The following is a 21,572-nucleotide window of genomic DNA, read 5'->3' on the forward strand; positions in this document are numbered from 1 at the left end:
TTAGTATAACATTTGTAGCGGATTTTTGCAAGTGTGAAAAACGCTTTATTTCAAATTTGTCAATACTTTTTCGATATCTGAGAAGACATCATTGATATCTTGATTACCTTCGATGTCATGAACCAAACCTTTGGCACGGTAGTGAGCAATGATTGGTTCCCCTTGAGCAATATTAACATCCAAACGACGTTTGACTGTCTCAGGCTTATCATCTTCACGTTGGTAGTAATCTTCTTCTTTATAGTCAACTGGTGGGTTAAAGACCTTGTGGAAAGTTTCTCCAGTTACGCGGTGGATAATACGACCACTCAAACGTTCCAAGAGGCTATCTGGATTCACTTCAATGTTGATGACACCTTCTAGTTCAATGCCAAGTTCAGCCAATGTTTTGTCCAAGGCATGAGCTTGTTCGATTGTACGTGGGTAACCATCCAACAAGAATCCTGTTTCTTTAATATCATCTTGTGAAAGACGTTCTTTTACGATTCCATTTGTAACTTCGTCAGGAACTAATTCACCCTTGTCAATGTATGACTTAGCAAGAACACCCATTTCAGTTTGATTTGCCATTGCAGCGCGGAACATATCACCTGTTGAGATATGTGCAACATGGAATTGTTCTACGATTTTTGCTGCTTGAGTTCCCTTACCTGCACCAGGTAAGCCCATAATCAAAAGATTCATGATCTGATCTCCTTATTTTATTTTTAAATAGAAGCAAAAATTCTTTTCACCCCTATTTAAAAACAAAATAGAAGAGGGGAGACCAAACTCTCACAAATGTTAGAGTTTAAACCTCCACTCCCTCAGCATTTACTGATTCATACTCAATGAAAATCAAAGAGCAAACTAGGAAGCTAGCCGCAGACTGTACTTGAGTACGGCAAGGTGAAGCTGACGTGGTTTGAATTTGATTTTCGAAGAGTATCAGTAAATACTTTTATTCTGTTCTATCCATGAAACCAACATACTTACGTTTCAATAGGTAACCTTCCAATTGTTTGATTCCTTCAATACCCGTAGAGATAATGATCAAAAGACTAGTCCCCCCAAAAGCAACTGCTTCTGAAAGTCCGAAAACATCTTTTGCCACGATCGGTAAAATAGAAATCACACCAAGGAAGAGAGAACCAACAGTTGCAAGACGACGAAGAAGTTTAGACATATATTCCTCTGTACCTTTACCAGGACGAACTCCATGGATATAGGCTCCGCTCTTTTGTAGGTTTTCTGCCGCTTTTTCAGGATTAATCTGTACAAACGTATAGAAGAATGTAAAGAGAATAATCAATAAAGCATACATAGCAATACCAGTTGGTGAAGTTGTTGCCAGCATTTCTTGTGCTGTTCTTACCCAAGCCCAATCATGACCTGTAGCGCTCAAAAACTGAAGAATAGCCGCAGGCGCTGCAGTAATCGAACTTGCAAAGATAACAGGGATAACTCCAGCAGGGTTTACTTTCAAAGGAAGGTAAGAGCTAGATGGAGCACCTTGTGCAACCTTAGTATATTGGATTGGAATTTTGTATTCTGCTTGTTGAACATAGGTTGTAAAGTAAATGATCAACAATACAGTAATAATCAAAATGATTACGAAAATGATAGATGAGTTGATACGGCTACTTGGGACATTCACAAAGTAGTCCACATAGATGCCCTGAATCATCTCTGGAATTGAGGCAACAATCCCGGCAAAGATAATCATAGAAACACCATTTCCGTACCCCTTATCTGTAATTTGCTCTCCCAACCAAGTCACAATCATGCTACCAGCTGTTAAGATGATACCAATCATGATAAAGACTTGTGGAGTAAGAGCTGTTTTCAACAATTGAGCTCCAGCCAAAGTATTAAAACCAGCTGTAATCCCGATAGATTGCACAAAGGCTAGAACAAGAGCAATATAACGAGTAGCTTGATTTAATTTTCTTCGACCTACTTCCCCTTGTTTACCCCATTCTACAAATTTGGGTAAAATATCCATTTGCAAGAGTTGGACAACGATAGAGGCCGTAATGTAGGGACTAACACCAAGAGCAAAAACTGAGAAGTTTTTCATGGCATTCCCTGACACCAAGCTCAACATGTTTAAGAAGGATAATCCACTTAAAGCATTCAAGCTATTGGCATTCACACCAGGAACTGTAATACTAGTTCCGATACGAAAGACCAAAACGATAAAAATTGTAAATAAAATTTTTGATCGAACCTGCTTGACTTTAAGAGCTTCTCTTAATAATTTAAAAAACATAGGTCACCTCTCTTAGATGACTTCTACTGAACCACCTTTAGCAGTGATAGCTTCTTCAGCTGATTTAGAGAATTTAGCTGCTTTCACAGTCAATTTCTTAGTCAACTCACCGTTACCAAGAACTTTAATACCTGATTTTTCAGCTTTAACAATTCCTGCTTCGATAAGAACAACTGGAGTAACTTCAGCACCATCTTCAAAGACGTTCAATTGGTCAAGGTTCACAATTGCGTATTCTTTAGCGTTGATGTTAGTGAATCCACGTTTTGGAAGACGACGGAACAATGGAGTTTGTCCACCTTCAAAACCAAGGCGAACTCCGCCACCGCTACGAGCTTTTTGACCTTTTTGACCACGACCAGATGTTTTACCGTTACCTGATGAAGTACCACGACCAACGCGGTTACGTACTTTACGAGAACCTTCTGCAGGTTTCAATTCATGAAGTTTCATTTTTATTTTCTCCTCTTTTGTAAAATGCTAGCGCCGATAAGGGAGAAAAGGTTGTCTCCCCCATCAACTCGCCTATACGACGTCATCATAGATGACTATATCTAGTTTTAGGGGATGGTATAGTGCACATCCCCTAAAAATTCATTAGTTTACTTCTTCAACTGTTACCAAGTGAGATACTGCTGTGATCATACCACGGATAGCAGCGTTATCTTCTTTAATAACAGAGCTGTTCAATTTGCCAAGTCCAAGTGCTACAACAGTTTTACGTTGTGATGGAATGCGTCCGATTGGAGACTTAGTCAAAGTAATTTTAATTTGAGCCATTTTATCCCCTTTCTTATGCCAAATCAGAAACTGAAATACCACGAAGGGCAGCAACTTCTTCAGCGCGTTTCAATTGTTTCAAACCTTCAACAGTTGCACGAACAATGTTGATTGGAGTGTTAGAACCAAGTGATTTAGATGTAATATCTGCCACACCTGCCAATTCCACAACGGCACGAACTGCACCACCAGCGGCAACTCCAGAACCTTCTACAGCAGGTTTCAACAATACTTTAGCTCCACCGAATTCTGAAAGAACTTCGTGTGGGATTGTTGTTCCAACCATAGGAACTTCGATCAAGTTTTTCTTAGCATCATCTACTGCTTTACGGATTGCTTCTGGAACTTCTTGAGCTTTACCAGTACCAAATCCTACGCGACCGTTGTGGTCACCAACAACAACAAGAGCTGCGAAACGAAGACGACGTCCACCTTTAACAACTTTTGTAACACGGTTGACAGCAACTACGCGTTCTTCTAATTCAACTGCATTGTCTTTAAATGCCATTTTCTAGTGTCCTCCTATTAGAATTTCAATCCGTTTTCACGAGCTGCATCAGCCAAAGCTTTCACACGTCCGTGATATAGATATCCACCGCGGTCGAACACCACTTCTGAAATACCTTTAGCGTTTGCACGTTCTGCAACGAGTTTACCGACAGCAACGGCTTGTTCAGTTTTAGTTCCTTTTGAAACTTCTTTGTCAAGAGTTGAAGCACTTGCGAGCGTTACACCCGCTACGTCATCAATCACTTGAGCGTAGATGCCTGTATTAGAACGGAATACGTTCAAACGTGGGCGATCAGCAGTTCCAGAGAGTTTTCCGCGAACGCGACGGTGGCGTTTTTGGCGGAGTTTGTTTTTATCTGGTTTTGAAATCACAGTTTTCACCTCTTTAGTTTTAAATCGTGTGCTATGCACAAAGTTGGAAAATAGGTTGGTGGTTGATAATCAACCACTCAACATTATTTACCTGTTTTACCTTCTTTACGGCGAACGAATTCACCAACGTAACGGATACCTTTACCTTTATATGGTTCTGGTGAACGAAGGCTACGTACGTAAGCAGCTGTTTGACCAACTACTTCTTTTGAAATTCCGCTAACAACAATTGTTGTTGGGTTTGGAAGTTCAAAAGTAATTCCTTCTGGAGCTTCAACTTCGTCTGGATGAGATTTACCAACAGCCAAAACAAGTTTAGATCCTTGAAGTTGTGCACGGTAACCAACCCCGCGCATTTCAAGTTCTTTCTTGAATCCTTCTGATACACCAACAACCATGTTGTTCAAAAGGGCACGAGTAGTTCCGTGGATAGTTTTCATTTCTTTTGAATCGTTTGGACGGTGAAGAGTTACTTCAGTACCTTCCACACGGATTTCAATATCTTTTGAGAACTCACGAGTAAGTTCCCCTTTAGGTCCTTTTACAGTTACAACGTTGTCATTGTTAGTGATTTCAACACCAGCAGGCAACACGATAACTTTATTACCAATACGTGACATGTTTATTTTCTCCTGTTAAATTGTCAGGCCAGAACGGCCAGTTTTCACGGGGTTCAGATACTTATTTAGTTCAAGAGCTGAACTGAACACGCTCTAACGAGCTTTGTATCTTGATTTGAGTTCGAGCTAAGAATTTGGTGAAAAAGATAAGTTTGTCTTGGAGCATCGCTCCTGCTACAAACTTCCTATTTTCACTGCATTCTTTTAACGCTCTCACATCATCAATTACCAAACGTAAGCGATAACTTCCCCACCAACATTCTTTTGGCGTGCTTCTTTATCAGTAAGCAAACCTTCAGAAGTTGAAAGGATAGCAATTCCAAGTCCGTTAAGAACTTTTGGAAGGTCTTCACGTTTTTTGTAGACACGAAGTCCTGGTTTAGAAACACGTTTCAAGTTAGTGATAACTTTTTCACCGTTTGGTCCGTATTTAAGGAATACACGGATGATGCCTTGTTTGTCATCTTCGATGATTTCAACGTTTTTTACAAAACCTTCGCGTTTAAGGATTTCAGCAATCCCTTTTTTGATGTTTGATGCAGGTACTTCAAGTACTTCGTGTTTCGCTTGGTTAGCGTTACGAATACGAGTTAGGAAGTCTGCGATTGGGTCAGTCATAACCATTTTGTTTTTCTCCTCTTACTAGTAGTTTGCAAGTTGCACTTGCTAGTTAATACATGATACAAAGAGCGTAACAACACGAGCAAAAATAGGCAATTTGATGCAGGAGCGATGCTCCAAAGCAAATTGGTCTTTTTTGCCAAAGCTGTAGCTCGTGTTCAAATTGGCAAGCCCAACTGAACCCGGGCTAAACTCTGTGTGAAAAAGATAAACTTTCCTAGAAACTTCAGTTTCTTCGTCAAGTTTCCTATTTTCACTTAGAGTTTTGACGCACTTGATATCTTAAATTACCAAGATGCTTTTGTTACACCAGGGATTTGTCCTTTGTAAGCTAATTCACGGAAGCAAACACGGCAAAGTTTAAATTTGCGGTAAACTGAATGTGGACGACCACATTTTTCACAACGAGTATAAGCTTGAGTAGAGAACTTCGCTGGACGTTTGTTCTTAGCAATCATTGATTTTTTAGCCATTAGATTTACCTCCTATATTATTTTGCAAAAGGCATTCCAAGGCCTGTAAGCAATGCACGTGACTCTTCGTCAGTGTTAGCAGTTGTTACGATAACGATGTCAAGACCACGAGTTTTGTCAACGTCATCGAAGTTGATTTCTGGGAAGATCAATTGTTCTTTCACACCAAGTGTGTAGTTTCCGCGTCCATCAAATGATTTTGTTGGAACACCGTGGAAGTCACGTACACGTGGAAGTGAAACTGAAACCAATTTATCCAAGAATTCGTACATACGTTCACCACGAAGGGTAACTTTTGCACCGATCGCAACACCTTCACGAAGACGGAAGCCGGCGATTGATTTTTTAGCTTTAGTGATAAGTGGTTTTTGACCTGAGATAAGCGCCAATTCTTCAGCAGCTTTTTCAAGGCTTTTAGCGTTTGATACAGCTTCACCAACACCCATGTTCAAAACGATCTTATCTACTTTAGGCACAGCCATCACTGATGAGTAGTTGAATTGTTCTGTCAAAGCAGGAACTACTTCATTAAGATATTTTTCTTTTAAACGATTTGCCATTATACTTCTCCTTTCCTTCGTGATTAATCAAGCACTTCGCCTGATTTTTTGTTGTAGCGAACTTTTTTACCGTCTACAAATTTGTAACCAACACGACCAGCTACACCATTTTTGTCCAAAACTTGAACGTTTGATACGTGGATAGCTGCTTCTTTCTCGATGATCCCACCTTGAGGAAGCTCGTTAGTTGGACGTTGGTGTTTCTTAACGATGTTAACACCTTCAACGATAACTTTGTTTACTTTTGGAAGGGCAGTAAGGACAACAGCTTCTGTTCCCTTATCTTTACCAGCGATTACGCGAACTTTGTCGCCTTTTTTTACAAACATTAGGTTTCTCCTTGATTTTTCTTACGCCCATAAGGGCACCCTGGAGGTAAATCCAGGGGACTAGTTTGTTTCTAAAAATTAAAGTACTTCTGGAGCAAGTGACACGATCTTCATGAAGCCACCTTCACGCAATTCACGTGCAACTGGGCCAAAGATACGTGTTCCGCGAGGAGTTTTGTCTTCACGGATGATAACTGCTGCGTTTTCGTCAAATTTGATGTATGAACCATCAGCACGACGAGCACCTGATTTAGTACGAACGATAACTGCTTTAACAACGTCACCTTTTTTAACCGCACCACCAGGAGTAGCTTGTTTTACAGATGCCACGATAACATCACCGATGTTTGCAAATTTACGTCCTGAACCACCAAGAACTTTGATAGTCAAGATTTCGCGAGCACCGCTGTTGTCTGCGACTTTCAAACGAGTTTCTGTTTGAATCATTTCAGTTTTCTCCTTTCAGGTTTGATTAGATGATGACCGCTTCTTCAACAACTTCTACAAGACGGAAACGTTTTGTAGCTGAAAGCGGACGAGTTTCCATGATACGTACGATATCGCCTTCTTTGGCAACATTGTTTTCATCATGAGCTTTGTATTTTTTAGAGTAGTTAATACGTTTACCATAGACTGGGTGGTTACGTTTTGTTTCAACTACAACTGTGATTGTCTTGTCCATTTTGTCAGATACAACACGTCCAACAAGAACTTTACGATTATTGCGTTCCATTGAAATTTCTCCTTCCCTAGTCTATTATTTCGCTTCAGATTGAACTGTTTTGATACGAGCGATTTGTTTTTTAACTTCTTTCAAGCGAGCTGTTTGTTCCAATTGACCAGTAGCAGCTTGGAAACGAAGTTCAAACAATTCTTTTTTCAATTCGTTTTCGCGCTTCGCGAGTTCTTCTTGAGAAAGACCACGAAGTTCTTTAACAAATTCTTTTACTTCATTAAGTTTCATGCCTTCTCCTTATTCTGCTTCACGTTTTACGAATTTACATTTAACTGGCAATTTGTGGCTAGCAAGACGAAGCGCTTCGCGAGCGATCTCTTCAGATACACCAGCGATTTCGAACATCACTTTACCACGTTTAACTGGTGCTACCCAACCTTCAGGTGCCCCTTTACCAGATCCCATACGCACACCGATAGCTTTAGCAGTGTATGATTTGTGTGGGAAGATTTTAATCCAAACTTTACCACCACGTTTCATGTAACGAGTCATGGCGATACGAGCAGCTTCGATTTGGCGGTTAGTGATCCAGTGGCTAGTTGTAGCTTGAAGACCGTATTCACCGAATGCTACTTCTTTTCCACCTTTTGCTTCACCGCGCATTTTTCCACGGAATTCACGACGGTGTTTAACACGTTTAGGTACTAACATTGGTTATTTACCTCCTTTAGTGTTTTTGCGAGCTGGAAGAACTTCACCACGGTAGATCCATACTTTAACACCAAGTTTACCGTATGTAGTATCTGCTTCTTCCCAAGCGTAATCGATATCTGCACGAAGTGTGTGAAGTGGAACAGTTCCTTCAGAGTATCCTTCAGCACGGGCGATATCTGCACCGTTCAAACGACCTGATACTTGAGTTTTGATTCCTTTAGCTCCAGCACGCATTGCACGTTGGATTGCTTGTTTTTGTGCACGACGGAAAGCAACACGTTGCTCCAATTGACGAGCAATACCTTCACCTACAAGGTGAGCATCCAAATCAGGTTGTTTGATTTCGATGATGTTGATGTGTACTTGTTTTCCAGTCAATTTGTTAAGTTTTGCACGGAGTGCATCAACGTTAGCACCACCTTTACCGATTACCATACCTGGTTTAGCAGTGTGAAGTGAAACGTTAACTTTGTTTACTGCGCGTTCGATTTCGATAGTTGAAACTGCTGCGTCAGCAAGTTCTTTTTGAACGAATTTACGGATTGCAAGATCTTCATGAAGGTAATCCGCGTATTCTTTTTCAGCATACCATTTGGCATCCCAATCACGGATGATGCCGACACGCATACCAATTGGATGTACTTTTTGACCCACGATTTTACCTCCTTATTTTTCTGCAACAGCTACAGTGATGTGAGCTGTACGTTTGTTGATTGGTGAAGCTGAACCTTTCGCACGTGGACGGAAACGTTTCATAGTTGGTCCTTCGTTTGCGAATGCTTCAGATACTACCAAGTTAGCTTTATCCAAACCAAAGTTGTTTTCAGCGTTAGCTACAGCTGAGTTCAAAACTTTCAAGATGATTTCAGCAGCTTTGTTTGGAGTGAATGTCAAGATTGCGATTGCATCGGCTACGCTTTTACCACGGATGTTATCAAGAACAAGACGTGATTTACGAGGTGAAACACGTACTGTACGAGCCATTGCTTTAGCTGAAGTAATTTCTGCCATTTATGTTCTCCTTATTTTCTACGTGTTTTCTTGTCGTCTGCAGCGTGACCTTTGTAAGTACGAGTTGGTGCAAATTCACCAAGTTTGTGACCTACCATGTCTTCTTGGATGTAAACAGGTACGTGTTTACGTCCGTCATAAACTGCGATAGTGTAACCAATGAAACTTGGGAAGATCGTTGAACGACGTGACCAAGTTTTAATAACTTTTTTCTTTTCGTCGTTAGCTTGAGCTTCAACTTTTTTCATCAAATGCTCATCGACGAAAGGTCCTTTTTTAAGACTGCGTCCCATTTTTATATTTTCTCCTTTAAATGTTGTACCACAGCGGCTTGCGCTCACATGGAGCGCTACCGAGCTGGCGGATTTACTAGTTACTTAAGCGACTAGTTTAATATTATTTCTCGTTGCGACGACGAACGATAAGTTTGTCAGATTTCGCTTTCTTGTTACGAGTTTTAAGACCAAGAGCAGGTTTGCCCCATGGAGTAGATGGTGCTTTACGACCAACTGGTGCTTTACCTTCACCACCACCGTGTGGGTGATCGTTAGGGTTCATTACAGAACCACGAACTGTTGGGCGGATACCTTTCCAACGGCTACGTCCTGCTTTACCAAGGTTAACAAGTCCATGTTGTTCGTTTCCGACAACACCAACTGTAGCACGGCAAGTTCCAAGAATCATACGAACTTCACCTGATTGAAGACGAACAAGAACGTATTTACCTTCAGAACCCAATACTTGAGCAGATGCACCAGCAGCACGTACCAATTCACCACCACGACCTGGTTTCAACTCGATGTTGTGGATCAAAGTACCAACTGGGATGTTAGCAAGTGGAAGAGCGTTTCCGACTTTGATATCTGCTTCTGGACCTGAAACGATACGTTGACCAACTTCAAGACCTTTTGGAGCGATGATGTACGCTTTCACACCGTCAGTGTAGTGTACAAGAGCGATGTTTGCAGAACGGTTTGGATCGTACTCGATTGTTTTAACAACTGCTTCAACGTTGTCTTTGTTACGTTTGAAGTCAACCAAACGGTAGAAACGTTTGTGTCCACCACCTTGGTGACGAACTGTGATACGACCGTTGTTGTTACGACCAGCCTTGCTCTTCAATGCAACAAGCAATGATTTTTCAGGAGTGCTTGTTGTGATTTCAGCGAAATCCAAAGAAGTCATATTACGGCGACCGTTTGTTGTTGGTTTATAAACACGAATTCCCACGATATTTCCTCCTTAGATTATTCAGCTTCAGCAGCAAACAACTCGATTGCTTTAGAATCAGCTGTAAGTGTGATGATAGCTTTTTTAGTTTTGTTAGTAAAACCAGTGTAACGTCCAACACGTTTAGCTTTTGGTTTTACGTTAATTGTGTTAACATTAGCAACTTTAACACCTTCGAAAGCAGCTTCAACAGCTTGCTTGATCAAAAGTTTGTGTGCACGAGTGTCAACTTCAAATACGTATTTTCCTGCTTCAAGTTGAGCCATTGAGCTTTCAGTGATTACAGGTTTTTTGATAACATCATACAAATTCATTATGCAAGAACCTCCTCGATTTTAGAGATAGCTGCTTGAGTAACAAGAAGTTTGTCACTATTTGCGATGTCAAGAACACTTGCAGTTGTAGCAGTCGCAACTTTCACGTTTGGAAGGTTACGAGCTGAGAGAGCTGCGAATTCGTTTCCTTCTTCAAGAATAACAAGGACTTTAGAATCGATGCTCAAAGCTGCAAGAACTTTTGCAAATTCAGCAGTTTTTGGAGCTGTAAATTCAAGAGAATCAACGGCTACAAATTTATTTTCAGCAACTTTTTCTGAGTAAACAGATTTAAGCGCAAGGCGACGAACTTTTTGAGGAAGTTTGTACGCATAGCTACGTGGAGTTGGTCCGAAGACGATTCCACCACCACGCCATTGTGGAGAGCGGATAGAACCTTGACGAGCACGTCCAGTTCCTTTTTGACGCCATGGTTTGCGTCCGCCACCTGAAACAGCTGAGCGGTTTTTAACTGCGTGAGTTCCTTGACGAAGGCTAGCACGTTGGCTGATGATCACATCAAACACAACAGATTGGTTTGGTTCGATACCAAAGATTGCATCGTTAAGAACAACTTCGCCAGCTTGTTTACCAGTTTGGTCGAATAATGTTACATTTGCCATTTTGACTGTATTCCCCTTTCCTTATTATTTACCAGCTTTAACTGCTGACTTGATAGTGATAAGAGATTTCTTAGCACCTGGTACGTTACCTTTGATAAGGATAACGTTCTTTTCTGGAACAACTTGTACAACTTCAAGGTTTTGAATTGTTACACGGTCGCCACCCATACGTCCTGCAAGGTTTTTACCTTTGAATACGCGGTTAGGTGCAACAGGTCCCATAGAACCTGGACGACGGTGGTAACGAGAACCGTGAGCCATTGGTCCACGTGATTGTCCGTGGCGTTTGATAACACCTTGGAAACCTTTACCTTTAGAAGTACCAGTTACGTCAACAACGTCTCCAGCTGCGAATGTTTCAACTGTGATTTCAGCACCAACTTCCAAGCCTTCAACGTTTTTGAATTCACGAATGAAGCGCTTAGGAGCCGTGTTAGCTTTCGCTACATGTCCTTTAGCAGGTTTGTTGCTCAATACTTCGCGTTTGTCATCGAAACCAACTTGGATAGCGTTGTATCCGTCTGTTTCAACAGTTTTAACTTGAAGAACAACGTTTGGAGTTGCTTCAATAACTGTTACAGGGATCAATTCGCCAGCTTCAGTGAAGATTTGAGTCATTCCCACTTTTTTCCCTAAGATTCCTTTTGTCATGAGAAAATAGTTCCTTTTCTATATTTTTTATTCAAAAAGTTTTTAACGAGCGTTTTTTATGCTCAAGTCTAAGATACAAAGGGCATCAAACTCAAAGTGAAAATAGGAAACTGACGCAGTGTCTAGCAGACACTAGGAAGTTTATCTTTTTCACACCGAGTTTAGCCCGTGTTCAATTAGATTGAAACACCAGCCTCTGCTCTTTTATATTTTAGATTAAAGTTTGATTTCTACGTTTACACCACTTGGAAGATCCAATTTCATCAACGCATCAACTGTTTTTTGAGTTGGGTTAACGATATCGATCAAACGTTTGTGTGTACGCATTTCAAATTGTTCGCGAGAGTCTTTGTATTTGTGAGTCGCACGAATAATTGTGTAGAGGCTACGTTCAGTTGGAAGTGGAATTGGACCCGCAACTTGTGCACCTGTACGAGTAGCTGATTCTACGATTTTTGCAGCCGCTGTATCAAGCGTACGGTGTTCGTAAGCTTTCAAACGGATACGGATTTTTTTGTTTGCCATCTTTTTCTCCTTTTCGTCTATTTAAGATAATAGGCTAGCTCCACAAGAAAACCGACGCGGTGTTGCGTGGCAATGCAACCGAGCGTGTCGCAACCTCTTGCATCAAAGCTAAGGCTGTAATTTACAGCACCATAATAGAATAACACAAAGCCCCTGCGATTGCAAGGGATTTGTTGCTGTTTTTTAAAATTTTTAACATGAAACTGTTTTCTTTTTTAGCAGGTCATTTATTTAAGTGCTTTATGGAAGAAAGTTACTCTCTCTTCACCTGTTCATAGCTTTCTTTTCCATCATTGAGCTTGTCCCAAATCACTACTTGCCCACTTTTGAGAGATTTTTGCACATCAATAATTCGTTGGTTGGACGAGCCTCGAAACTGGAGCATGAGATTTCTCTTAGTTCGATCGTATCGTCCATCGACAAGAATGTCAATCAATGATAAGAGTTCCAGTTTATCTGGAGTTTCCAACATCATTTCTTCCCATGTATAGCCCGTCCAGGACCAGATATCCTTATCTGGCAATTCCTTCCGGATACGTTTCACGAGTGGCAAGAGAATACCCGTATTGAGAAATGGCTCCCCTCCCAGCAAGGTCAAGCCTTGAACATAGGGTTGAGCAAGATCTGCCATGATCTGCTCTTCTAATTCTGCTGTGTAGGGAATTCCGGCATTGAAGGACCAGGTCGCTACATTATAACACCCCTCACAGTGAAACATGCAGCCTGATACATAGAGAGAGTTACGCACACCTTCTCCATCTACAAAGTTAAAGGCTTTGTAGTCGATGATACGCCCTTGACTGAGTTCCTCGCTTTTCCATTCTTGTGGTTTTGGATTATTCATTCGCTACCTCTATCCAATAACGCTCGACTCCATTACGAACATCCTCAAGGAGCCCACCATTTGCTAAAATGACTGCTCTGCTAGCAGGATTATTCACGCTACAGGTCACAAGAGCTTTCTTGATGTTCTTTTCCTTAGCAACTTGCAAGCCCTGACGGAGAGTTTCCTTAGCATAACCCTTACCTCTTTCTGATGGACGAATGGAGTAGCCAATGTGGCCAGCGTAATTCAGTAACCCCTCATTCAGTCTCAATCGCAGATTCAAAAATCCTAGAGCACGACCTACATCATCAAATGATACAAATTGAATAGAAGGAACACGATTTTCAGGCAAGTTTATTCCCATCTCTTTTTTCATATTTGTTTCCAACCACTCTTCATACACAAAGTTCTCTGTATCCCAAAATCCTCCATCATGGGCTGATTGACTCTTTTCAAACTCTGCCATCATCTCTAAAACTGTTTCTTTATCTGCTAATCTTGGTCTGCGTAGTTCCATCCTTACCTCCCACTATGAGAAAAGCGAGAGCTGACTCTCATACTCTTCGAAAATCAAATTCAAACCACGTCAGCGTCGCCTTACCGTAGATATATGTAACTGACTTCGTCAGTCTTATCTACAACCTCAAAGCAGTGCTTTGAGCAACCTGCGGCTAGCTTCCTAGTTTGCTCTTTGATTTTCATTGAGTATCACTTTTATTTTTTCTTATTCTTGTTTAAAAATTGTTCTTTGAGGTTGAGCAAGCGTTCTTTTTTACCAGCTCCACCTTTAGAGTGTTTCTCATGATAACGGGTCACTTGTGCACGCCCCTTATCGTCTAATTGATATTTTCCCATTCTATTTCTTTCTAATTTGTTACTTGATGTCCAGCTATTCTAATCGTTGAGCCATTCATATGTTTGACACGCGCTGCGATTTCCTTGTGACGCCCATTGACCATAGGTCTCGCTTGAGGATTGCCTAAATAGCCACAAGTCCGTTTAACAACGTCTACTGTTTTAGGGTCGCTATTTCCACAGTTTGGACAAGCAAATCCTCTCTCAGTTGGTTCAAAATCCCCTTCAAAGTCACACTTGTAGCAACGGTCAATTGGTGTATTGGTCCCTAAATAGCCGACACGGTCATAGGCATAGTCCCAGACAGCTTCCAAGGCCTTTGGATTTTGCTGAAGGACTGGATACTCACAATAATGGATGAAACCACCTGACGCACCTGCTTCTGGATAGACTTTCTCAAAGTCCAATTTTTCAAACGGTGTTGGATTTTTACGAACATCGTAGTGGAAAGAATTGGTGTAGTATTCCTTATCTGTAATATCAGGAATAGAACCAAACTTCTCTGTATCTAGTCGGCAGAAACGGTCTGTCAAACTTTCAGATGGTGTTGAGTAGATAGAGAAATGGTAGCCATATTGGTCAGACCACTCTTCTACACGGCGTTTCATATCGCGAATGATATCCAGCGTGAATTCCTTAGCATTTGGATTACTTTCCCAGCTGTTACCAAAGAAAACTGTCGCTACTTCATACAAGCCGATATAGCCCAGCGAAACGGTTGCGCGACGATTCTTAAAGAGCTGGTCAACACTTTCTTCTTTACCTAGACGATGGCCAAAAGCACCGTACTGATAGAGGATAGGAGCATTCGCTGGTGTCGCCTCTTTCGTGCGTTCGACACGATAAACAAGAGCATCTTCAGCAATATTCATCCGCTCGTTGAAGATTTCCCAGAACTTATTCATATCACCTTCAGACTCAAGAGCAATACGAGGTAGGTTAACTGTCACAACACCCAGATTCATACGGCCTGAATTGACTTCTACACCATTTTCATCCTTCCAACCTTGAAGAAACGAACGGCAACCCATAGGCACCTTGAAGGAACCTGTCAAGTCAACAATCTTATCGTAAGACAAGACGTCTGGGTACATCCGCTTGGTTGCACACTCAAGAGCCAACTGCTTAATGTCGTAGTTGGGAGTCCCTTCTTCTAAGTTAAGACCTCTTTTAAGCGTAAAAATGAGCTTAGGGAAGATGGCTGTGCGGTGTTCCGAACCCAGACCCTTAATGCGAATGTTTAAAATAGCTTTTTGAATTTCTCGTTCAAAACGACTAGTTCCTAGACCAAAACCTAGTGAAGTAAAGGGCGTTTGGCCATTTGAAGTGAAGAGAGTATTGATTTCATACTCAAGGGATTGCATGGCATCATAAATGTCTTTTTGCGTTTTCTTCCAGGCATAATCTTCCCGTTTTTCAGTCAAGACCCATTCTTCTGCATCTTTGAGGTGTTTTTGATAGTTCTTCTCTGCATAAGGCGCCAAAACTTCATCGATACGATCAGCTGAACAGCCACCGTACTGGCTAGAAGCAACGTTGGCGATGATTTGGGAAATCTGAGCTGTCGCAGTCTGGATAGACTTAGGACTCTCCACCTCCGCATTTCCAATCTTAAAACCATTCTCCAACATCCCCTTGAAATCAATCAAACAGCAGTTGGTCATAGGTGTATAGGGACTGTAGTCCAAATCGTGATAGTGGATATCCCCTTTTTGATGGGCATTGGCTACGTGCTTAGGAAGCATTTGCAGTCCGATTGACTTCCCAACAATGCCTGCTGTCAAATCACGCTGGGTATTAAAGACATCGCTGTCTTTATTAGCATTTTCATTGACAACTGCCTGGTCTTTGTTGAGAAGTTTATGGATACTAAAGTTGATATCTGTCGCTTTTGAGCGCTCAAAATCCCTCTGCGTCCGATAAGTAATATACTCCTCAGCCAGTGCATATTCTTTGGCTTCAAGCAGTTCATGTTCTACGATATTTTGAATTTCGTAAATCTTAACTCCCTTTGGAAAGCGACTATGAATTTCTGTGACAATTCGCTCGGTCAGAGCATTTAGGCGCTTTTCAACCAAGGGTGTCACATCCATAACCTTGTCAGCCGCCTTGTGGAGAGCCTTGTCAATCTTGTCCACATCAAATACAACACGTCTCCCATCTCGTTTCTCGACGAAGAGAGTTGGCAAAATTGTAATTTTTTCTTCTAGTGCAATCATATGCATGCTCTTTTCTAAAATGTTCTTTCTAAAAAGTATTATACCACTCTAAAAAGAAAAATCAATATCTTGTGTTAAAAATCCTAAAATTTTTAAAAATACACAAGATATTGATTTAGTTATTTAATTTTATAGACTTTAAACTCTGAGTAATCTGTCTTTACTGGTTGATAATTTTCTTTTAAGAGTGTTTCCACTTCAGACCAGACTGCCACCTTATCGTTTACCACAATCACCTTGGGTTGTTTTTCTTTCAAGTCATTGAGTAGCTTATTCCGATTTTCCTCAGTTGCTGTATAGTACAACGGGGACAAAATAGCCGATGGCGACAAGCGCTCACTCTTACGATAAAGAGTTGCAGTATCATCCCATGCATAGATAGCATCTTCCGTACTTGTCTCCTCTTTCACCAAATCAGCAAGACGCTCACGTTCTTGATAAGGTACTGGATAAAGGACAAACCTCATCAAAAAAGGAACAGCCAAAAGATATAACAAAGTTAAAATCGGTAGGTAAAGATTCCCTTTAGTATAGCGATGCCAGAGACTAACAGGCTCTTCTCTGCGTCTTCTTCTAACACTACGACCACTCTGTTGTCCCTTGATATTGGACACTAAAAGCAGAAGAAAGACAGGGAAAATGAGCATCAAACGGGATGCATGTAGGGGATCCTGTGTAAAGAAAATCACTACCAAACCTAAAATCAGGAACAAACTCGCAGGCACTGAGATGACATATAGTTTAGAGGATTTAGATTGAAAGAGACCTAAAAAGACAAAAACCAAAACTCCCATGCCAAGAGCCAACAACCCATAAAACAAAACATTTTCTAACAATGCCGAAACAGAAGTCAAACGAATAGAATTAATTGGATACAAAATTCCACTAATCGCATCCTCAAAACTTCCTGTTGCAACACTATAGTAGGCAGTTGGATAAAAGACCAGTGAAAAACCTAAAGCCACTGCAAGAAACTGATAAAATCCATGTGCAAAGCGTCTATGCCCAAGGTTAAAGACCAACAAGCCTAAACTCACTACAGCAATAAACAGGAGCGATGCCAAGGGGGCAAAGAAAAATCCGCCTGCCAAAGCCAACCCAATCCGTACAAATCCCTTATCATGGCTTGGATTGCTTAGGTAAGCCGCAACTAAACTAAAGGCCGCGAATAAGAAAGGAAGCGCTAAAAGAGTCGCATAGCCTCCACCAAACGCAAGACCTGTAACCAGCATGTAAAAAATAGTCACCAGTTGTCCAGCTTGGTCTCCTTGCTCTGTCAAGGTGTCTGCCGATCGAAAGAGGAAAAATCCTCCTGCTACCAAGGCTAACCACTCAAAAATGGCAAAGAAAAATCCGCCCTGAGTCACGTAAGTCAGCAAATAATAAAGCAAACCTTGACTTCCATAATAGTCGCTGTAAATCTTCCCTGTCTGATGAAGGGCCCAACCTGCATAAAAATCCTGCACTTCCTGTGCACTCATTAAATCGAGTAATAGCGGTACTCCTAGAGTTATCCCTGTTACAAGCGTACTCCATAGTAAAATTCTTACCAAAGGAAGACGACTTGATTCACGATGATGCGATTCTTGTTCGATTTGGTATTCTAGAGGTTCACGATTCTCCTGATGAACTTCTTCTACTCTACCATACACACTCATATCGTTTCTCCTATTCAATTTATCTGTCTTAGTATATCAAAAAGTCCTAGGATTGTCAGCTTGCGATGGCTGTTTGAGTGATTTTTTGCATAGTTTCACAAAGGTTTCAATTTCCCGAAATCGGTGTAAATGTGTCTGTTTAAATATCATGATATAATCCAATTCTTTCTGAGTTAGCATCTTTCCTCCTACATTTTCTTATTCGTAAAAGGCAAGAAAAATAGGACTGGCTTGGATCCTAAGTCCTAGATTTCTTATAAAATTGGGGCGAATAACTGGGCAATTTCCTTAATCAATTTCTGATACCAGCTATTTTTTATCGTATGAGGGAAAATTTCTTGCGATACTGAAAAAATCTCTTGAAAATCTTTTTGAATCTCAGTGATTGATTCTGTTTTATATAGCAAGACTGCATTTTCATAGTGGTGAAGCAAACTTCTATAATCTAAGTTAATGGTTCCAACTGCAGCAAAGTCCTTATCCACTAGGATTTGTTTACTGTGGATAAAGCCTGGACTATACTCAAAAATCCTTACTCCTGCTGACAACAAATCTGGATAAGCCCCTCTTGTGATGAGTTGGATTAATTTCTTATCTGGAATAAAAGGGGTCACAATGCGGACATCAACACCTCTCATAGCCGCGTTTTTAATACTCTCTGTTAAATCATAGTCAATAATCAAATAGGGCGTTGTAATATAGACTGAATCAGTAGCCTGATTAATCAAACTTTGATAGACTTTTTTCCCTACCTGAGTACGGAAGATGGGCTTGGGTCCACTACCGTAAGGAATACAGAGCCCTTGGCTAGAACGAGGTTGATTTTCCAAGTGATACTGATCAAAATCACTGATTTCCCCACGATTAATGTACCAGGTCATCAAAAAGAGACGGGTGAGAGCCTTGACACCAGGGCCATCTATGCGAATCCCACTGTCCTTCCAGTAGCCAAAGCGTTCTACATGATTGATGTACTCATCGGCTAAGTTAATCCCTCCTGTATAGGCTATCTGACCATCTATGACAAGGATTTTCCGATGGTCTCTATTATTATAAGCTACTGTCAAACGAGGAATCACCTTGTTAAATTTATGGGCTTCAATGCCTCGACTACGAAGTTGAATAGTATAGTCTCCAGGTAAAGTCGCCATACAGCCGATATCATCATAGAGCATCTTGACCTCTACACCTTGAGCTGCCTTTTGCTCTAGTATGTCTAGTATGCTATTCCACATCAGACCTTCTTCGACAATATAGTACTCTAGAAAGATAAACTTTTCAGCTTTCTTGAGGTCTTCCAACATATGTTGCCACATGCTTTCACCTGAAGGAAAGAATTGTGAGTTGGTTCGATCGTATACATCGGCATTACTATCCATACTCAACAGAGACTTGATAACCCCGTAAGCCGCCTTATCCTCTTCCTTCAATTTCTGGCGGAGTGCTTTACTGTTATCTTCCCGAAAATGCATAGAACCAAGTTTGTCCAACTGTTTGATTTCTTTTTTGGACAATCGCCTTTCTCCGAACATCAGATAGAGCAGGGGGCCAATGATAGGAACAAAAGTTACCACTAACCACATTACTTTGCTTTCAGGTGTCATAGAACGATTGACAATCGCGACAATAGTCGCCATACTCATAATGATTAAGAGAATCACCCAAAGAATAGGGGCCATGCGCCCTAAATAAAGAAAGAGACCAAAAACAAGAGAAAGTTCAAGTAGCATAATCAAAAGACTAAAGCCATACTTGGACATCAATAATTGAAATTTTCTATATTTCATATCCCCTCCTTGATAGTTTGAATGCTAAAAACAGGTAATTGATACTAGTATAACGCAGATATTCGATAGAAGGCAAGTATTTATCATCATTTTCTAAGTAAAAGTAAAAGAGACCGACAAATCCAGTCTCCTTCTAGTCTATTTTGATAAAACGATACGATCTGAAGCGTCTCTATCCATATCGTCAATAATCATCTGATTGCCATTGATTGTATAAATCTTGGCATCATCACCAATAATCATACGTTGATTAGCAGTGTCGAAGCTAACCTGTTTGACTTTCTGATCCCCGTCAGATTCGAGCTCAGTCCATGTACCAGTAGTTCCAGTTACCACTAAAGTGATACGGTCTCCGTCATCCTGACCGGTATAAGTCCCATCAATATTAGTTGGTTGAGCTGTAACTGTATTTTGTGAAGAACTTGTTGCTGCCTGGTTTGTATTTTCTATAGAAGATGAAACAGCAGGTTGTGATTGCTGAGTTGGTTGAGTTTGCGATTGAGCTGCTGGTTGTTGAACCTGTTGAGTTCTCTGTGAACAAGCTACTGAGAGACTAAGACTTGCTAGAGCAGCAAGAGAAAGTGTGAATCTTTTTAATTTCATGATGAATTTCCTTTCTTCTACCAATTTAGAGCAATTTTCTTCTAACTGGCAGTTCCCCTAGTATAACAAGTTCAAAAAAAGAGGTCAATTTATCTGCTCATGCTCCTGTAGGTGACTCCGTACTTCTGATATAAAATAGAGAGATCCTGTAATGAACAACAAGTCCTGCGCGTCTGCCCTTGCTTCAAAACTGCTGATAAATTCTCGGTAAGAAGGAATCACATGGTAACCGGTCACATCTGTCTCCTCCAGAGCCCCTTGATAGTCAAAGCCGGTCACCTTGAGTTCCACCTGAGGTAAATTTTCAGTCAGATAACCCAACATCCCTTGATAATCCTTACGTTTCAAGGCTCCAAAGAGGATTTGAGGACGATAGCCTTCCTGCTCTTTTTCTTTGACAAACTCCACCAGGCGAGTCAAGGCAGGGAGGTTATGAGCACCATCCAAGTAAATCTGTGGGCGAATACGCTCCAAACGCCCAGCCCAATGAGTCTGTTTCAAGGCCTCTCTTACAGCCTGCTCATCAACAACTTCCTTTTCTTCCCTCATAAAGAGAAGAAATGCTTGTAGCGCCAAGGCGGCATTCTCCTGCTGATAGGCTCCTTCCAATCCTATTTTCAGCTGTGGAAAATTCCCCAAAGAACTTGAAAAATCACCCTTTAGCATTGAAAAATTTTGACCTGCATGATAAAGGTCAACAGCTAAAGATTCAGCTTTTTTCTGACAAACAAACCTAGCTTCTGGAGCCAGCTTAGCAACCACTGCCTTTTTACCAGCCTTGAAAATACCAGCTTTCTGCTCTGCGATTGCTGCTATACTGTCACCCAGAGTCTCCTGATGATCAAATCCGATGGAGGTGATGACAGCAATCTCTCCAGTTACCACATTGGTTGTGTCAAGTAAGCCACCAATTCCCACTTCTAGTAGAAGCAAATCCACCTCTTGCTCCCTAAAATAGAGAAAAGCAATCAAGGTCAGTAATTCAAAAAAGGACAACTGGTCATGGGTTTGCAAAAGTGTCTTTTCCATCTCCTTGACCTGCTCAGCCAAACGGATAAAGTCTGCATCAGCTATTGGTTGTCCATTAATGCAGATTCGATCATTGATAGAGACGATATGAGGGGAAGTAAAGGTCGCAACTTTTTTGCCATGCCCCATAAATAACTCCCTCATAAAAGCAATGGTAGATCCTTTTCCGTTAGTTCCTGTTACGTGGATAATAGGGTAAGACTGCTCAGGATTTCCTAACAAATCCACCGCTTGCTGTATTCGGCCCAAACCTGATCGAAAATTCAAACCAATCCGACTATAAAGCCATTCTTCTACTTCAAACATATACATCTCCTTGACAAAAGTCTAATCAA

General features: G+C 41.0%; 31 protein-coding genes. All 31 read right to left on the reverse strand.

All coding sequences use genetic code 11. The features are described 5' to 3' along the window. Positions 1 to 45: 45 nt before the first annotated feature. Entirely contained in the window at positions 46 to 684 is a 639-nt protein-coding gene (locus ACWPV5_RS07735) for an adenylate kinase (protein WP_001050436.1), read from the reverse strand. A 256-nt stretch (positions 685 to 940) separates the two neighbouring features. After that, complete coding sequence (gene secY / locus ACWPV5_RS07740; protein WP_000465403.1) at positions 941 to 2,251, reverse strand: preprotein translocase subunit SecY; 1,311 nt, start codon at positions 2,249 to 2,251, stop codon at positions 941 to 943. Between the two features lie 12 nt (positions 2,252 to 2,263). Next, positions 2,264 to 2,704 (reverse strand): 50S ribosomal protein L15, encoded by a 441-nt coding sequence (gene rplO / locus ACWPV5_RS07745; protein ID WP_000766088.1) that lies wholly within the window; start codon positions 2,702 to 2,704, stop codon positions 2,264 to 2,266. A gap of 144 nt (positions 2,705 to 2,848) precedes the next feature. After that, positions 2,849 to 3,031, reverse strand: coding sequence for a 50S ribosomal protein L30 (gene rpmD / locus ACWPV5_RS07750; protein ID WP_000057241.1), 183 nt, complete (start codon positions 3,029 to 3,031; stop codon positions 2,849 to 2,851). A gap of 13 nt (positions 3,032 to 3,044) precedes the next feature. Next, positions 3,045 to 3,539 (reverse strand): 30S ribosomal protein S5, encoded by a 495-nt coding sequence (gene rpsE / locus ACWPV5_RS07755; protein ID WP_000874202.1) that lies wholly within the window; start codon positions 3,537 to 3,539, stop codon positions 3,045 to 3,047. Positions 3,540 to 3,556: 17 nt separating this feature from the next. Continuing rightward, positions 3,557 to 3,913, reverse strand: a complete 357-nt coding sequence (rplR, locus tag ACWPV5_RS07760; RefSeq protein WP_000624044.1) for a 50S ribosomal protein L18 — start codon at positions 3,911 to 3,913, stop codon at positions 3,557 to 3,559. A gap of 83 nt (positions 3,914 to 3,996) precedes the next feature. Beyond that, positions 3,997 to 4,533, reverse strand: coding sequence for a 50S ribosomal protein L6 (gene rplF, locus ACWPV5_RS07765; RefSeq protein ID WP_000086626.1), 537 nt, complete (start codon positions 4,531 to 4,533; stop codon positions 3,997 to 3,999). A gap of 225 nt (positions 4,534 to 4,758) precedes the next feature. After that, entirely contained in the window at positions 4,759 to 5,157 is a 399-nt protein-coding gene (gene rpsH / locus ACWPV5_RS07770) for a 30S ribosomal protein S8 (protein ID WP_000245504.1), read from the reverse strand. 284 nt (positions 5,158 to 5,441) lie between these two features. Then, on the reverse strand, positions 5,442 to 5,627 hold the full coding sequence (locus ACWPV5_RS07775; protein WP_001085697.1) for a type Z 30S ribosomal protein S14: 186 nt from the start codon (positions 5,625 to 5,627) through the stop codon (positions 5,442 to 5,444). Positions 5,628 to 5,644: 17 nt separating this feature from the next. Beyond that, entirely contained in the window at positions 5,645 to 6,187 is a 543-nt protein-coding gene (rplE, locus tag ACWPV5_RS07780; protein WP_000013542.1) for a 50S ribosomal protein L5, read from the reverse strand. A gap of 23 nt (positions 6,188 to 6,210) precedes the next feature. Beyond that, positions 6,211 to 6,516, reverse strand: coding sequence for a 50S ribosomal protein L24 (gene rplX, locus ACWPV5_RS07785; protein WP_000497691.1), 306 nt, complete (start codon positions 6,514 to 6,516; stop codon positions 6,211 to 6,213). Between the two features lie 78 nt (positions 6,517 to 6,594). After that, entirely contained in the window at positions 6,595 to 6,963 is a 369-nt protein-coding gene (rplN, locus tag ACWPV5_RS07790) for a 50S ribosomal protein L14 (RefSeq protein ID WP_000616545.1), read from the reverse strand. 25 nt (positions 6,964 to 6,988) lie between these two features. After that, on the reverse strand, positions 6,989 to 7,249 hold the full coding sequence (gene rpsQ, locus ACWPV5_RS07795) for a 30S ribosomal protein S17 (RefSeq protein ID WP_000440801.1): 261 nt from the start codon (positions 7,247 to 7,249) through the stop codon (positions 6,989 to 6,991). A 24-nt stretch (positions 7,250 to 7,273) separates the two neighbouring features. Continuing rightward, complete coding sequence (rpmC, locus tag ACWPV5_RS07800; RefSeq protein WP_000772918.1) at positions 7,274 to 7,480, reverse strand: 50S ribosomal protein L29; 207 nt, start codon at positions 7,478 to 7,480, stop codon at positions 7,274 to 7,276. Between the two features lie 9 nt (positions 7,481 to 7,489). Further along, positions 7,490 to 7,903, reverse strand: coding sequence for a 50S ribosomal protein L16 (gene rplP, locus ACWPV5_RS07805; protein ID WP_000960946.1), 414 nt, complete (start codon positions 7,901 to 7,903; stop codon positions 7,490 to 7,492). 3 nt (positions 7,904 to 7,906) lie between these two features. Beyond that, positions 7,907 to 8,560 (reverse strand): 30S ribosomal protein S3, encoded by a 654-nt coding sequence (rpsC, locus tag ACWPV5_RS07810; protein WP_000529936.1) that lies wholly within the window; start codon positions 8,558 to 8,560, stop codon positions 7,907 to 7,909. 12 nt (positions 8,561 to 8,572) lie between these two features. Next, entirely contained in the window at positions 8,573 to 8,917 is a 345-nt protein-coding gene (gene rplV / locus ACWPV5_RS07815) for a 50S ribosomal protein L22 (protein ID WP_000818137.1), read from the reverse strand. Positions 8,918 to 8,928: 11 nt separating this feature from the next. Further along, positions 8,929 to 9,210, reverse strand: coding sequence for a 30S ribosomal protein S19 (rpsS, locus tag ACWPV5_RS07820; protein WP_000533766.1), 282 nt, complete (start codon positions 9,208 to 9,210; stop codon positions 8,929 to 8,931). Positions 9,211 to 9,313: 103 nt separating this feature from the next. Continuing rightward, entirely contained in the window at positions 9,314 to 10,147 is an 834-nt protein-coding gene (gene rplB, locus ACWPV5_RS07825; protein ID WP_000512911.1) for a 50S ribosomal protein L2, read from the reverse strand. 17 nt (positions 10,148 to 10,164) lie between these two features. Continuing rightward, positions 10,165 to 10,461, reverse strand: coding sequence for a 50S ribosomal protein L23 (locus tag ACWPV5_RS07830; RefSeq protein WP_001055347.1), 297 nt, complete (start codon positions 10,459 to 10,461; stop codon positions 10,165 to 10,167). Continuing rightward, entirely contained in the window at positions 10,461 to 11,084 is a 624-nt protein-coding gene (gene rplD / locus ACWPV5_RS07835; protein ID WP_000024549.1) for a 50S ribosomal protein L4, read from the reverse strand. The genes ACWPV5_RS07830 and rplD overlap by 1 nt, the downstream gene beginning before the upstream one ends. Before the next feature lie 24 nt (positions 11,085 to 11,108). Then, entirely contained in the window at positions 11,109 to 11,735 is a 627-nt protein-coding gene (gene rplC, locus ACWPV5_RS07840) for a 50S ribosomal protein L3 (protein ID WP_000160197.1), read from the reverse strand. Positions 11,736 to 11,951: 216 nt separating this feature from the next. Beyond that, a complete protein-coding gene (gene rpsJ, locus ACWPV5_RS07845) occupies positions 11,952 to 12,260 on the reverse strand; it encodes a 30S ribosomal protein S10 (protein ID WP_001284513.1) in 309 nt (102 codons plus the stop codon). A 253-nt stretch (positions 12,261 to 12,513) separates the two neighbouring features. Then, positions 12,514 to 13,104 carry an anaerobic ribonucleoside-triphosphate reductase activating protein gene (nrdG, locus tag ACWPV5_RS07850; RefSeq protein ID WP_001064217.1) on the reverse strand — a complete coding sequence of 197 codons (591 nt, stop codon included), beginning with the start codon at positions 13,102 to 13,104 and terminating at the stop codon, positions 12,514 to 12,516. Beyond that, complete coding sequence (locus ACWPV5_RS07855; RefSeq protein WP_454383249.1) at positions 13,097 to 13,603, reverse strand: GNAT family N-acetyltransferase; 507 nt, start codon at positions 13,601 to 13,603, stop codon at positions 13,097 to 13,099. Before ACWPV5_RS07855 ends, nrdG begins: the two co-directional genes overlap by 8 nt. A gap of 197 nt (positions 13,604 to 13,800) precedes the next feature. Then, positions 13,801 to 13,941, reverse strand: a complete 141-nt coding sequence (locus tag ACWPV5_RS07860; RefSeq protein ID WP_000521615.1) for a hypothetical protein — start codon at positions 13,939 to 13,941, stop codon at positions 13,801 to 13,803. A gap of 11 nt (positions 13,942 to 13,952) precedes the next feature. After that, a complete protein-coding gene (gene nrdD / locus ACWPV5_RS07865; protein ID WP_454383251.1) occupies positions 13,953 to 16,160 on the reverse strand; it encodes an anaerobic ribonucleoside-triphosphate reductase in 2,208 nt (735 codons plus the stop codon). Between the two features lie 119 nt (positions 16,161 to 16,279). Beyond that, positions 16,280 to 17,818, reverse strand: coding sequence for a damage-inducible protein CinA (locus tag ACWPV5_RS07870; protein WP_454383253.1), 1,539 nt, complete (start codon positions 17,816 to 17,818; stop codon positions 16,280 to 16,282). 254 nt (positions 17,819 to 18,072) lie between these two features. Beyond that, complete coding sequence (gene cls, locus ACWPV5_RS07875) at positions 18,073 to 19,605, reverse strand: cardiolipin synthase (RefSeq protein ID WP_454383255.1); 1,533 nt, start codon at positions 19,603 to 19,605, stop codon at positions 18,073 to 18,075. A 138-nt stretch (positions 19,606 to 19,743) separates the two neighbouring features. Continuing rightward, the gene (locus ACWPV5_RS07880) at positions 19,744 to 20,208 is read right to left on the reverse strand and encodes an SP_0198 family lipoprotein (RefSeq protein WP_454383257.1); all 465 of its coding nucleotides are present in this window, start codon (positions 20,206 to 20,208) and stop codon (positions 19,744 to 19,746) included. Between the two features lie 84 nt (positions 20,209 to 20,292). Next, complete coding sequence (locus tag ACWPV5_RS07885) at positions 20,293 to 21,543, reverse strand: folylpolyglutamate synthase/dihydrofolate synthase family protein (RefSeq protein ID WP_454383259.1); 1,251 nt, start codon at positions 21,541 to 21,543, stop codon at positions 20,293 to 20,295. Between the last annotated feature and the right edge of the window lie 29 nt (positions 21,544 to 21,572).

The sequence above is a fragment of the Streptococcus sp. Marseille-Q7156 genome, from assembly GCF_965119495.1.